Source organism: Ensifer adhaerens (assembly GCF_002940685.1).
Taxonomy (GTDB): Bacteria; Pseudomonadota; Alphaproteobacteria; order Rhizobiales; family Rhizobiaceae; genus Ensifer; species Ensifer adhaerens_E.
In genome coordinates, this window is record NZ_PNFP01000002.1 from 303,031 (window position 1) to 316,145 (window position 13,115).

The window sequence follows — 13,115 nt, forward strand, 5'->3', positions numbered from 1 at the left end:
TCGGCGCGCTGTTTCTGCACGTATCCTGAATCGAGGCCGACCCAGGGGTGCGCGCAATCCGCGTCCGGAAGCGGTGGCGATCGCCGGGTCTCAAAGGTGCGGACGGATCCGCGCGGTGAGGCACTCGTTGATCGTCAACGACAATACCTGCTGCTCGGTTGGGGCACCCCGCGCGAAAGGCGCGGCTTACTCAGGACAAGGATGCTTGCCTGACGAGCACCCAGGCACCCATTCCCAACGCATGCGTGCACCGTATACGCGAATCGCTAATATGGCCAGACCCCAGTATGGCAGACGAATGTGGCGGACCGGGGATCGCAGCCGCTTCATGCGGGCCGGCCTTTGCCGGCCCCACCGCGCACGCTCAGTGTCCGATCACCTTGAGCGGGCTGTTGGAGCTCAGGATGAACAGCGGCTCGTCGCCGCGCAGCGGCGAGAGTTTTTGCTGGCAGCTCCAGGCGGTCTCGAAGGTGTCGCGGGTGAGATGCTTGCGATAGCGCTGGGTGGCGGCCATGCAGCCCATCAGCGGGCTTTCGATCTGCTCTTCGCGCGCGTGCTCGTAGATCTCGCCATCGAGCGAGAACAGTTCGGCGGCGAGCGACATGCTCTCGAAAAGCAGGTCCGGTTCGGTCTCAAGCCGCTTCCAGGTGATGAAGTCCTGGCGCATCGGCACGTTCTCGCCGTCATGGGAAAGCGTGACGCGAATACCCTGGGCCGGCGCGTCGTACCAGGTTACCTGGACGGTGAAGGAGAGGGCGGAGTTGCGCGACACGGGCCGGCCGGTGTCGCCGTCGGTGGCGCGCGCCAGCGTCTTGTGGCGCTGGGCGGCGAGCCGAAGCGCGGTCGCAAAGGCCTTGGCGTCGCTGTTTTCGGCGCCGATGAGCTTCACGGTCACCGACGGCAGGACCCGTTCGGTCGCGTGGCGGGCGTTGAAAAGCTTGGCCTGGGCGTCGAGGTCCAGCGTCATTTCCTGGGACGGCATCGGCGCAAAGAGCAAGAGCGGCAGGACGCTCAAGACGGACAGCGGCGAAGAGAACGGTGCCGGCGGCCAGGCGGGGCGATGCCCGGCAAAGCGCCGCTTTGCCGGCTTCGGCTGGCGCGCCGCGGGCACGGCCTCCGCTGTGACTTCCGTCAGCACGTGGCGGTATTCCGGAACATAGGTTCCCTTGGGAATGGCGATGCGCCATTCCTCATCGGCGCCGTCGCCCTCGTAGAACGCCTTCAGGAGCTTGCGCAGCTTGCCGGCGTGCACACGCACCAGCGGGTCGCTGTCGGCGTTGAAGGCCTGCGGCCGGTCGAAGACGTCGATGGCGATCGAGTAACCCTTGAGCTGAGGGCCTTCGCCGATCATCTCCTTTTCGACGACATAGGCGAGGAACGCCCTCAGGCGTTCGGAGCGCGCGAAAGCCTTGCTTTCGAGGATGCGACGGAGCGTCCGCCGTATCGTCTCATCGCAGGGTCTTCCGACCGTCATCATCGGTGTTTGCTCCAGGGTCATGTGATCTAAAATCTATGAAGGCGATCGCGGCGCGGGCCAGGGCCATTCGATCTGATTCGGAAACTTAAGGCCAAAAATGGTGGTTGTCAGGGGTATTAGACGCCAAATTTGAGTTTTTTCTGAAATAATCGTAAAAATTGCGTCCGGTTCCCCTTGAAAGATCTGAGCGGCAACCGTTCGCGTTGCCGCGAACGGTCTCGGGGGCGAAGTTTCGCCCTTTCTGCTTGAGCTTTCCTGCATATTAGAAAGATCGATTGTCAAGATTCGATCAAGGCAAGACGGGCAAACGCCCCGCGTTCAATCGTCGCGGCCGTCGGCGCGGTACTCCTTGGAATTGCTTCATAATCTCGATCTCAAACCGTTTCTGCTTTCCGTAAATATGCAGTAGAACATTGCATCCACATTGCCCGCATCCGGGCCGTGACCGGCCCCGCCTCTGGAAAGTTCAGACATGCCTGCAAAACTGTCCGTGAATCTGAATGCCGTCGCAATGCTTCGCAACCGGCGCGATCTTCCCTGGCCCTCCGTTACCGCGCTCGGGCGCATCGCGCTCGAGGCAGGTGCCGCCGGCCTGACGGTGCATCCGCGGCCCGACCAGCGCCATGTCCGCTTTTCCGACCTGCAGCCGATCCGCGACCTGATCGACGGCGCATTCCCGGAGACGGAATTCAACATGGAGGGCTACCCGAACGAGGAGTTCCTCGGTCTCGTCGAAGCCCACCGGCCGGAACAGGTGACGCTGGTGCCCGACGATCCGGCGCAGGCGACCTCCGACCACGGCTGGGACTTCCGCAAGAATCACAACCTGCTCGGCCACGTGGTCGGCCGGCTGAAGAAAAAGGGTTTTCGCGTTTCGCTGTTTGCCGATGGCGATGAGGACCAGGAGGCGTTGCGCATCGCCAAGGAAACGGGCGCCGACCGCATCGAGCTTTACACCGGTCCCTATGGCGGCTGCTATGACGATCCTGAGAAAGCCGAGAAGATTGCCGGCGAACTCGGCCGCACGGCGGCGATGGCAGCCGAACTCGGTCTCGACGTCAATGCCGGCCACGACCTGACGGTTGCCAACCTGCCGCTCCTGGCCCGGCACATCCCCAACCTTGCCGAAGTGTCGATCGGCCACGGCCTGACCGCGGACGCGCTCGAATACGGCATGGCCGAGACGGTGCGCCGCTTCCGCCGCGCCTGCGGCCAGGAGGTCTGACATAGCCTCCGTCTTGAAGGAGCTCTTCGTCGTCACCCATACGGAATCCGTCCATCATGTCGAGGGCAGGGTGGGCGGCTGGTACGACACCGGCCTGACGGCGCGCGGCCGAGGGGACGCGGTGGCGACGGCGGAGCGCCTGGCGGCTCTCGTTGGCGACGGGGACGTCGAGATCTTCAGCTCGGACCTTTTGCGTGCCGCGGAAACGGCGGCGGCGATCGGCAACCGCCTTGGTCGCCCTGTGACCCCAAGCGCCTCTCTCCGGGAAATCAGCTATGGCGTGGCGGGCGGCAAGCCGCAGGCCTGGCTCGACGCGCGCTACGTGCCGGCGCCGGATGACGACAGGCTCGATCACCCCTGCGGCATCGAGGGCGCCGAAACCCGCCGCGACGTGGCGCTCAGGGTCTTTCCCTGTGTCGAGGCGATCGTCGCCAGGCCATGCCAGACGCAGATCATCGTCACCCACGGCTTCACGCTGACGCTGGTGATCGCCGCCTGGATGAAGGTTCCGGTCGAGGCCACCGGTTTCTTGAGCTTCCCGGCGAAATCCGGAAGCATCACCCATCTGCGCCAGGACGACTTTTTCCGGAACCGGGCGGTCGTCAGCCTGGCGGATGCCTCGCATCTGCGGCCTTAGGCCGGAGACGGTGGTGGCGTTTCAAGTCATTGATTAAAAATAGTTTCTCAAGAGTTTGCGGGGTGGTTTGCGGCCGGCCGATCTCGACCGGAAGCAGCAGACGCGGACAAAACGATCGAGGAGATCGAAGTGACTTCACTGACAACGGGCAATGCAAAACAGTACGGCAACAGCCAAAACCTCGCGGCACGAGCGCGGCTTCAATCCCAGTACACCGTATCTGATCGCCCGTGGTTCCCATGGATCGCAAGCCATCTGCCCTTGAAGGCCGGCGACAAGATCGTCGATGTCGGTTGCGGTCCGGCATGGTTCTGGGAGGCGGTGGCGGACACGGTCCCTCACAATCTCGATCTCACCCTGACCGATCTGTCCCAAGGCATGGTCGACGAGGCCATGCAACGCTGCGCGTCGTTGCCGTTCGTCTCGGTGAATGGCAGTGTGGCGGATGCGGCGGCGTTGCCGTTTGAGGATGAGCGTTTTGACGGCGTTGTCGCCATGCACATGCTCTATCACCTGGCCGATCCGGCGAGGGCGGTCGCCGACATGTTTCGCGTTCTGAAGCCTGGAGGTTTCCTCGCCATCACGACCAACGGCACGAACAATATGCGCCGCCTCTACGCGTTGACGACTGTATTCGGCGGCACGCCCCACGATCCGGCCGCTGCCGCCTTCGGCTTCACGCAGGCCGAGAAGCTGCTTCAGGAGCAGTTTGGCAATGTTAAGTGCTACGTTCATCCCGCCCATATGGTCGTGACCGATCCGAACGACGTGTACCTGGCCCTGACCTCCTTTCCGCCTGGAGACCAGGCCGGCGACGATCAGCTTTCCGCCTTCAAGGAAGCGATCCGCTCTGCCTTCGCCGAAGACGGGGGCGTATTGAACGTGCAGAAGGAAAGCGGCCTGTTTCTTGCCGTCAAAGGCTAGACGTGCGCTCCCGTGCTCGGGTGGTCGATACGCTAGCTTGTTGTTTTTACGCACGCCCTGGCAGGAAGCTGCTCAAAAAATATTGCGGTCGCCGCACGCATCTGGCGGCAGGACTGCTATAGGTTGAGCCCTCAGTTCTCCGATATGTGCGGCCAATGACATCTCAATCCAGTTTTCGCGAGCGCATCGTTCTCTACGCGCTCTTGACCTCGCTCACCTCCATCAGCATCGACGCGCTGCTGCCGGGCCTGCGCCAGATCGGCGTCGATCTCGGCGTTGCGCCGCCGCTTTCCACCCAGCACATCATTTCGCTGTTCATCTTCGGCATGGCCTTCGGCGAGCTGCTGCTCGGGCCGCTCTCCGACGCGATGGGGCGAAAGAAGGCGCTGGTGCTTGGCCTTGGCGTCTACGCGCTCGGCACTGTCATCGCGATGGTGGCCGGCTCGCTCGAAATGGTCATCCTCGGCCGTTTCCTGCAGGGGGTCGGCGTTTCCGGGCCGAAGATTGCGACCAGGGCGATGATCCGCGACCAGTTCGAGGGCGACGCCATGGCTCGCGTCATGTCCTTCATGTTCACGCTGTTCATCCTGGTGCCGATGCTGGCACCGACGCTCGCGCAGGGGATCATCACCGTTGGCGGCTGGCGCAGCGTCTTTGCGGTCTATCTCGCGGCAGCCGGTCTTCTCGGCCTGTGGCTGGTGATGCGGCAGCCGGAAACACTGCCGGCCGACAAGCGCATTGCCTTTCGCCCACGACTGCTCTTGTCGAACGGCCGGCGCATCCTGTCGAACGGCCGTGTGACGCTGCTGATCGTCGCGACCGGGCTCGTCTTCGGGGCGCAGCTCCTCTATCTGAGCACGGCGGCCGACCTCTTCTTCGACGCCTACGGCATCGGCCAGACCTTCCCGCTCTATTTTGCCCTGCTCGCCACCGGCATCGGGCTTGCCTCGTTTCTCAACGCGAAACTGGTGCAGCGCTTCGGCGCCGAGACGATGGCGCGCCACGGCTTCATCGGGCTCGCCGCGGCGGGGCTTGCAATGCTCGTGGCATCGAGCCTCTGGGGCGGACGGCCGCCGCTCACCGTGCTCCTGGCGCTCGGCTTTGCCGCCTTCTTTGCGATCGGGGTGCTGTTCGGCAATCTCAACGCCATGGCCATGCGCTCGCTCGGGCAGGTGGCGGGGCTCGGTGCGTCGCTGATCGCTTCGGGGTCGAGCCTGATCGCGACGCTCTTTGCGATCGGCATTGGCGCCTTTTATGACGGCACGACGCTCAACCTCTCGGCCGGCTTCTTCGTCGCCGGTATCAGCGCGCTGGTTCTCTCGCAGATCGCGCTTAAGGCAGATGCCGCACCGGTGGAGGCGGTCAGGTAGGCGAGGCGAAATCCGGGCGGACCGTGCGGCAGGCGCGGCTCCTGCGCACGGTCCGTCCAGACGCCCTGGGAAACAAGCCCAGGAGACCCGCCAGGGCACGGTCGCGATCCCTCAGTTTCGCGTCCTGCGCCCCGGACTTCGATCCTTGCACGTCGTTTTCGCAAACCGGCCCGAATTGTCGCGCTGGCAAAGCAAAAGCGTGTCGATCCTTGGGATCGCTTGGTGCGCTTTAAATTGCTGGTTCGTCGCAGGTCGTAATCGCCAAACCCGCCGCGCACTTTGGTGCGACATGCCCTAGCCGTTGTAGACGACCGAGATCTTGTTTCCGGATGGGTCGCGCATGTAGGCGGAGTACCAGTCAGGCCCATAATGCGGGCGCGGCCCGGGCGCGCCTTCGTCCGCTCCGCCACTGGCCATGGCGGCCTGGTAGAAAGCATCCACCTCGGCGGGCGACTTGGCCATGAAGCCGACCATGGAGCCGTTTCCGGCGGTTGCCGGCTCGCCGTCGAAAGGTTTGCAGACCCACAGGACAAAGCCCTTGCCGCTCCCGCCTTCGGAATAGGCGCGCCAGTCCGGAAATTCGACGTGCTTCATCCATCCGATGGTCGCGAGGATTGCGTCATAGAAGGCATTCGAGCGGGCGCAGTCCAATGCACCCACGGTCACATAAGCGCTCATGATGTTCCCTTTCTCCGGTGGTGAAGGTGGGGAAATGCATAGCGCACAAACGTGAACATAACAAGAACAAAAAAGCCGCGGCAGCGACGAGCAAAGCCCTTTTGCCGGGGTTGAAAGGTGCAATCGGCGTCTCCCGCTTGCCGCTTGATGGCCCGGCACGAACGGCCGGGCCCTCGCGGTTTCAAGCGTGCCGATCAGCCGGCAAGCGCCGCCTTGCTCGCGCCGAGGAACGCGGCGAGCCTGGCCGGGGATTGGCCGGTCAGCGTCGAGAGGTCATCGGTCACCATGCCGATATGGCCCTCGCGCGTGTTGGCATCGAAGGAAACGACGATCGGAACCAGAAAATCGGGCAGGCCGGCGCTCTTCAGGCCGCCGGCGAGCGCCTCGTCCGAGATATGCACGACCTCAAGCGGCTTGCCGGTCGCCGCGGCAACGAGGGCGGCGAGTGCGGCGGCCGCGGCCCTGGCGGCATCGGCGCGGGCGATGTGGGCGAGGCGGCCTTCGCCCGACGAGGAATACCAATGGCCGGTCTCAAGCGCATGCGGCAGCGCCATGAACAGGTTCTCCATGTACCAGCCGTTGCGCAGGATCGTATAGGGAATGCCGGTCGCCTTGATGGCGTTCTCGGTGCCGAGATGATCGGGCGCGAAGGGGATGACGGAGGTCTCCGGGCTTGGCATCGAGGTGTAGAGGATGTGCCTGGCGCCGGCCTTTTTGGCGGCGGCGACCGCGGCGAGGTGCTGCTTCAGCCGCTTGCCCGGCTGATCCAGGGCGTCGGTCGAGATGATCAGGATGCGGTCGGCGCCGGCGAATGCCGTGTCGAGCGAAGCCGGGTCGTCGAAATCGGCAATGCGGGTCTGAACACCCTTGGCGGTGTAATCGGCGAGCTTGGTGATGTCGCGGCTGGTGGCGATGATGCGGGCCGGCGCGATGCCGGATGCCAGCAGTTCTTCGAGCACGAGTTTGCCGAGCTTTCCGGTTGCGCCGGTGACGAGCAATGTATCGGACATGTCTTTTCCTTTTCTCTTCTGAACCGGGACAGGGATGCGCGGGGAGCGCCCGTCCATTCCTCTCCCGCCTTGACGCCGCCGCCTGGGAGGGAGCGTTGGCACATGGTCTCTTTTTGAGACTTGCTCTTATCCCGTAATCGCAGTAGGGCTGTAAAGGAGGCAGTTTTTTCTCTCGTGGTTACAAGAAGGGTACCGCCGATGAACAAGGTGACAGGCGAGGTGAAGGGCAAGCGCGTGGCGATCGTCTGCGGCGTGCCGATGGATATGGAAAACTGCCCGGTCCGCGATGTCATGGACAATATCGGCGGCAAGTGGAATTCGCTGATGATCCTGTCGCTCGCCGACGGCCCCTTGCGTTTCTCGCAGCTCCGGCGGCTGATCCCCGACATCTCCCAGCGCATGCTGACGCAGACGCTGCGCGACCTGCAACGCGACGGCTATATCCACCGTACCGTCTACCCGACGCAACCGCCGAGCGTGGAATATGCGCTCACCGATCTCGGCCGCTCGCTGCTCGGCCTGCTCAAGCATTTCGTCGACTGGTCGGTGGAAAACCACGGCGCAATCCGCGCGGCACGCGAGGTCTATGACGCGGTGGGGTAGGGCGTTCGTAGCGGCGGCGCACCACCCGTGCGCCGCGGGTTCGTGCGCACTCTGGCGCGCCCGCCATTTTTTTTCCGCTGATCGTGAGCCGGCCTTGCCCCTCTCCTCGGGTTTAACCCGAGGACTAACCCTCTCACCGCAGGCGGGGAGAGGGGACGTGCCCCGCTCGGAGCGTTGCCGAACGGAGCCGCCGTCAGGGGCGTGGGCGCATGCGATATTGATGACGGGCGCGTGCCACGTTGATGTAACGGCCACAGCCGAGCGCGTGGGTGAAGCGAGTGCGCGCGCTACATGCAACGGCGCCACAGATTGAGCGTGACGGTGAAGCGAGCGGGCGCCGCGCGTCGCCTTCGCCCCGCTTGCGGGGAGAAGGTGGCCGGCAGGCCGGATGAGGGGCGGTCGTTCCCGCGCGTTCCTTGCGTCAAGCGTCATGCGCGACGCCATGTCCCACCGTGCGACCTTGCCCTAGCGCCTTGATTTTCCCTATAGTTTCGCCGATCAGTTGCGTCACGTCGGGGAACCATGAAGACACTTCACATCGGCATAGCAGGCGCCGGCCCGGCGGGGTTGGCCGCGGCGCTGATGCTGTCGCGCCGCGGCCATCGGGTGGAGCTGCTCGAGCGTTTCGACGCGGCCTCGCCGGTCGGTTCCGGGCTGATGCTGCAGCCGACGGGCCTGACGGTCCTGAACACGCTCGGCCTGCTGCAGCCGATGCTGGCCCTCGGCAGCCGGATCGACAGGCTGCATGGCGCCGACGCCAGGTCCGGACGCACCGTGCTCGATGTGCGTTATAACGCGCTCGCCAGCGGGCGCTTCGGGCTGGCGGTGCAGCGGGCGGCCCTGTTCAATACGCTTCACGACGCCGCGGTCGCGGCGGGGCTGACGATTAGAACCGGCGTCACGCTGACCGACGTGCGGATGGCAGGCGGCAAGGCCGTGCTGGTTGATGCGGAAGGTCGCGAGGCGGGCGCCTATGATCTGGTGATCGATGCGAGCGGCGCACGCTCGGCGCTGGCCGCCGGTTCCAGCGTCGCGCCCAGGGTGCGCGAACTCGTCTACGGCGCCTTCTGGGCGACGCTCGACAGCGACGGCCTTCACCACGATCGCCACGCGCTGATGCAGCGCTACGACCGGGCGAAGGTGATGATCGGCATCTTGCCTGCCGGCCGGGCGCGGGCGGGCGAGCGGGAGCGCATCGCCTTCTTCTGGAGCCTCAAGGTGGCGGACGCGGATGCGATAAGACAGGCCGGGCTCGATCACTGGAAGGCGGGGATCCTCGCCTACTGGCCGGATTGTGCGCCTGTGCTCGACCAGATCTCCGACTGGGAGCAACTGACGCTGGCGCGTTATGCGCATCGCACCATGCGCCGGCCAGCCTCCGGCCGTACCGTCTTTGTCGGCGACAGCGCCCATTCGACCAGCCCGCAGCTCGGGCAGGGCGCGAACATGGCGTTGCTCGATGTCGCGGCGCTCGTGCATGCGCTCGACACGTCGCCCGACCTTGATGCCGCGCTTGCCGCCTATGCCGCCGCCCGCCGCAACCACGTCGCGCTGTTCCAGCTGCTGTCGCTCCTCTTCACGCCCTTCTACCAGTCGGACTCGGCGGCGCTCGCCTGGCTGCGCGACAAGCTGGTCGCGACCGTCGCGCGCACGCCGCCGATCAGGGCGCTGCTTGCCTCGATCGTTTCGGGCACGCTGGTCGACCCGTTCAAGCCGGCAGGACTTGGCGAATGCGACTGGCAGGCGATGGCGGTCGGCTCGGACGAGGGCGGCCAAGCGGTCGCCCCGGCGATTTCCGCCTGAGACGGCAGCGAATCCTGTATCAAGGCGATCCGGATGGCGGATGGAGAGTTCTGATGACGGACGGCGTGGCGGCCATTCTGGTGCATGTTGCCGATACGCAGGCGGGTCTTGCCTGGTATCAGCGCGCATTTCCTGACGCTGAACGCCGGTTTCTTGCCGCCTTTGATTTTGCCTATCTGCGGATCGGCGCTATCGACCTTGAAATCGTTCAGGCCGACGAGAAGGTGGCAAGCGGCGCTGCCGGTTCCGTCGTCTACTGGGCAGTCGCCGATCTCGATCGGGCGCTCGCCCATTTCCAGGTGCTCGGCGCGCCTCTCTATCGCGGGCCGATGGCGATCCAGGAGGGGCTTTGGATGTGCCAGGTGCGCGACCCCTGGGGCAATTGCATCGGCCTGCGAGGGCCTCGCCAAGGAGAGGGCGGCATCGTAGACGGGACGGGGCTCTGAATGGCGACGCGGGTGGAGATCGTCGCCTATGACCCGGGCTGGCCGCAACGCTACCGGGAGAGCGAACGGGAGCTGCGACGTATCCTCGGCGCGCTGGCGATCGCTGTCGATCATATCGGCAGCACCGCCGTTCCCGGCATGGCGGCAAAGGCCATCATCGATATTGATGTCACCGTGAAGAGCCTGGCCGACGTCGCCGCCGCCAGTGCCTTGCTGGTCGAGGCCGGCTATCAGGCGCGCGGCAACCGATACGACGACGATGTCTGGGCCTTCCTGCTGCAGGATGTCGAGCCGAAGCTTCGGGTCTATCTCTGCCCGCCGGACAACGAGACGCACCGACGGCGCCTGTTGTTCCGCGACCATCTGCGCAGCCATGAAGACAACGCCTCAGCCTACGCGGCGCTGAAGGCACGTCTCGCCGACGCCCATCGATATGACGGCGATCGCTACACCACTGAAAAGAGCAGCTTCGTCAACGCGATCGTCGATCGTGAAGACCGGATGACAGGAGATCAGTGCGCTATGGCGCAAGCAACAGTCACCTGCGAAATCCGCTACCGGCTGAAGCCGGGCCGCCTGGCGGATTTCGAGGCCTATGCGCAAACCTGGATGACGCTGATCGAGCGGCACGGCGGCACGCATCACGGCTATTTCATACCGCGCGAAAAACCCGCCGGCGTCGGTACCAGCTTTCCGGGGGTGGGCGAAGACGGCGCCGGCGACATCGCCGTCGCGCTCTTCACCTTTGCTGATGAGGTCGCTTATCTGCGTTATCGCAGCGACGTGGCCGCGGACCCGGACGGGATAGCGGCGAACGCGCTTTACGCCGACGATCCGCCGTTCGTGAGCTACGAGCGCGTCTTTCTGCAGCCGCTTGCGCGTGGCCGATAGCCGCTACGTGGCGGCGTAGCCCCATGCGCGGCTGTTCAGGCCGCCCGCTTGAGGCAAGTCCCTTCCAGTGCGAACTCCACGGCTGCTTCGGCGTGGATCGCGGTGGAATCGAAGCCCGGAAGCGGCAGGGCTCTGGGGTCGAGGGTCAGGCAGATCTCGGTGCAGCCGAGGATGACGGCATCGGCACCTTGCGCTTCGGCCTTGTCGATCAGCTCGATCAGCGCCCGGCGGGACGAACGCAGCACCTTGCCGGCGCAAAGCTCGTCGAAGATGACATCGTGCACGAGGGTGCGACCGTCGGCGTCCGGCACCAGGATGTCGATGCCGTGGCTCCTCATGCGCTCGGCATAAAAACCGTGCTCCATGGTGTAGCGGGTGGCAAGCAGCAGCGGCCGGCGGCTGCCGGCGGCCTTCAGGCGCGCTGCCGTCTCGTCGATGATGTTGATGAGGGGCACGTCGATGGCCGCCTGAACCTGATCGGCGATCAGGTGCATGGTGTTGGTGCAGATCAGCACGCAGTCGGCACCCGCCGCTTCGAGGCCCTGGGCGACAGCGGCAAGCCGCTTGGCGGCGTCTTCCCAGCGCCCGGCTTTCTGCAGGTCGACGATCGACTGGAAATCGACGGAGTGCAAAAGCACCTCGGCCGAATGCAGCCCACCCAGGCGCTCGCGAACGGCCTCGTTGACCATGCGATAGTAGACTGCCGAGCTTTCGAAGCTCATGCCGCCGATAAGACCGATCTTGCGCATAACCATTCCTCTCTGTCCGCTTTCGCCGCTGTCCGGTGCGACCGCCGTTTGATGGGAGGAACTATGCCGCAGGGGCGGCGGCAATGGTTCGCTTTGATCTGAGCAAAAGCGGCCGTGTGCGCGAACTATTTGCGCATCAGTAAGCAAATGTGCAATTATGTGGCGTACAGATTTCGGATCATGGGAGGGATCGGCGTGCTCGACGATAGGGACAGGAAGCTTTTGGCGCTGTTGCAGCAGGATGCGAGTGTGGCCGTCGGCGAACTGGCGGAGCGGGTGAACCTGTCGCTTTCGGCCTGTTCGCGCCGCATCCAGCGGCTGGAGGAGGCGGGCTATATCGCCAGGCGCATCGTCGTGCTCGATCGCGAGCGCATGGGCGTGCCGACCACCGTCTTTGCGCTGATCAAGACGGCGCATCACTCGGACGAATGGATCGAGACCTTCCGCCGGGCGATCAGCGATATCCCCGAAATCGTCGAGGCCCATCGTCTGACCGGAAATCATGACTATATCGTCAAGGTCGTGCTGCCGCGGGTTGAGCACTACGACGTGGTCTACAAGCAGATCGTGCGAAAGGTCGAGCTGTTCGACGTTTCCGCCTCGATCTCGATGGAAATCCTGAAGAGCGGCACGGCGGTGCCGGTCGATTATGCGGTGTGAGGCGAAATGACGAGTGACGCAGTGAGCAAAGCGGTAGGCGGTGCCGATGCGCTGGTGGTTGTCGATGTGCAGCGGGCCTTTATTTCAGGACCGGAAGCCGTGCCCGGACATGTCGACCTGCAGCGCGCCATCGGCCTGCTTTTGCAGAATGCCCGTGCGGCGGGCGTGCCGGTGATCTTCCTGCAGAACGATGGGCCCGAGGGCGCCGTCGACGAACCGGAGACCGACGGGTGGCAGCTGTTCTTTCCCGCCGGAGCGGGAGAGGTGGTGGTGCGCAAACGGAACGACGACGGCTTCGACGGCACCGATCTCGAAGACCGGCTTCGGGCGCGCAAGGTCGAGACGATCGCGATCTGCGGCATGCTTTCGGAGATGTGCCTGGCGGCGACGGCCCGCACGGCAATGGCAAAGGATTTTACCGTGATCCTCGCCAATGACGCACACGCGACCTATGACGTGCCGCCCGGTCCCGGCCGCTCGCCGATGGTGCCGGCGCGGCTTGCCGCACGCGCGGCCGAATGGTCGCTCGGCGACGAGATCGTGCTTACGGATGCGGTGGAGGATATCGCCTTCGCGGCCACGTCTGCGTCCTTGTAGGCTTCTCCTGCGGGTTTCGTCCGTCGGGGCGGACCGAAGCGCGCC

Annotated in this window: 14 protein-coding genes; 10 read left to right on the forward strand and 4 right to left on the reverse strand. The window is 64.7% G+C overall.

Annotated features, from left to right (window positions below; all coding sequences use genetic code 11):
• Positions 1-364: 364 nt before the first annotated feature.
• Positions 365-1,477: a hypothetical protein gene (locus C1A35_RS04625; protein ID WP_104663165.1), complete on the reverse strand. Its 1,113-nt coding sequence runs from the start codon at positions 1,475-1,477 to the stop codon at positions 365-367.
• Positions 1,478-1,949: 472 nt separating this feature from the next.
• Here C1A35_RS04625 and C1A35_RS04630 point away from each other — a divergent pair, with 472 nt between their 5' ends.
• From C1A35_RS04630 to C1A35_RS04645, 4 genes are all read left to right on the forward strand, one after another.
• Positions 1,950-2,702 (forward strand): pyridoxine 5'-phosphate synthase, encoded by a 753-nt coding sequence (locus C1A35_RS04630; RefSeq protein ID WP_104663166.1) that lies wholly within the window; start codon positions 1,950-1,952, stop codon positions 2,700-2,702.
• Between the two features lie 13 nt (positions 2,703-2,715).
• On the forward strand, positions 2,716-3,339 hold the full coding sequence (locus C1A35_RS04635; protein ID WP_104663167.1) for a histidine phosphatase family protein: 624 nt from the start codon (positions 2,716-2,718) through the stop codon (positions 3,337-3,339).
• Between the two features lie 129 nt (positions 3,340-3,468).
• Positions 3,469-4,263 carry a class I SAM-dependent methyltransferase gene (locus tag C1A35_RS04640; RefSeq protein WP_104663168.1) on the forward strand — a complete coding sequence of 265 codons (795 nt, stop codon included), beginning with the start codon at positions 3,469-3,471 and terminating at the stop codon, positions 4,261-4,263.
• A gap of 155 nt (positions 4,264-4,418) precedes the next feature.
• Positions 4,419-5,633 (forward strand): multidrug effflux MFS transporter, encoded by a 1,215-nt coding sequence (locus C1A35_RS04645; RefSeq protein WP_104663169.1) that lies wholly within the window; start codon positions 4,419-4,421, stop codon positions 5,631-5,633.
• A 294-nt stretch (positions 5,634-5,927) separates the two neighbouring features.
• On the opposite strand, the gene C1A35_RS04650 is transcribed toward C1A35_RS04645, so the two are convergent.
• Together C1A35_RS04650 and C1A35_RS04655 are read right to left on the reverse strand one after the other, a co-directional pair.
• The gene (locus tag C1A35_RS04650) at positions 5,928-6,311 is read right to left on the reverse strand and encodes a VOC family protein (protein ID WP_104663170.1); all 384 of its coding nucleotides are present in this window, start codon (positions 6,309-6,311) and stop codon (positions 5,928-5,930) included.
• Positions 6,312-6,505: 194 nt separating this feature from the next.
• Positions 6,506-7,321: an NAD(P)H-binding protein gene (locus C1A35_RS04655; protein ID WP_104663171.1), complete on the reverse strand. Its 816-nt coding sequence runs from the start codon at positions 7,319-7,321 to the stop codon at positions 6,506-6,508.
• Between the two features lie 198 nt (positions 7,322-7,519).
• On the opposite strand from C1A35_RS04655, the gene C1A35_RS04660 reads away from it, so the two are divergent.
• From C1A35_RS04660 to C1A35_RS37195, 4 genes are all read left to right on the forward strand, one after another.
• Positions 7,520-7,924, forward strand: a complete 405-nt coding sequence (locus C1A35_RS04660) for a winged helix-turn-helix transcriptional regulator (protein WP_104663172.1) — start codon at positions 7,520-7,522, stop codon at positions 7,922-7,924.
• Positions 7,925-8,446: 522 nt separating this feature from the next.
• Positions 8,447-9,727, forward strand: a complete 1,281-nt coding sequence (locus C1A35_RS04665; protein WP_104663173.1) for an FAD-dependent oxidoreductase — start codon at positions 8,447-8,449, stop codon at positions 9,725-9,727.
• Between the two features lie 53 nt (positions 9,728-9,780).
• Positions 9,781-10,173, forward strand: coding sequence for a glyoxalase/bleomycin resistance/dioxygenase family protein (locus C1A35_RS04670; protein ID WP_104663174.1), 393 nt, complete (start codon positions 9,781-9,783; stop codon positions 10,171-10,173).
• A complete protein-coding gene (locus tag C1A35_RS37195) occupies positions 10,174-11,064 on the forward strand; it encodes a GrpB family protein (RefSeq protein WP_104663175.1) in 891 nt (296 codons plus the stop codon).
• Positions 11,065-11,099: 35 nt separating this feature from the next.
• On the opposite strand, the gene C1A35_RS04680 is transcribed toward C1A35_RS37195, so the two are convergent.
• Positions 11,100-11,819: an aspartate/glutamate racemase family protein gene (locus C1A35_RS04680; protein ID WP_104663176.1), complete on the reverse strand. Its 720-nt coding sequence runs from the start codon at positions 11,817-11,819 to the stop codon at positions 11,100-11,102.
• A 189-nt stretch (positions 11,820-12,008) separates the two neighbouring features.
• Here C1A35_RS04680 and C1A35_RS04685 point away from each other — a divergent pair, with 189 nt between their 5' ends.
• Positions 12,009-12,473, forward strand: a complete 465-nt coding sequence (locus C1A35_RS04685; protein WP_043622517.1) for an Lrp/AsnC family transcriptional regulator — start codon at positions 12,009-12,011, stop codon at positions 12,471-12,473.
• A gap of 21 nt (positions 12,474-12,494) precedes the next feature.
• Entirely contained in the window at positions 12,495-13,070 is a 576-nt protein-coding gene (locus C1A35_RS36610) for an isochorismatase family protein (RefSeq protein ID WP_234822737.1), read from the forward strand.
• Positions 13,071-13,115: the final 45 nt, after the last annotated feature.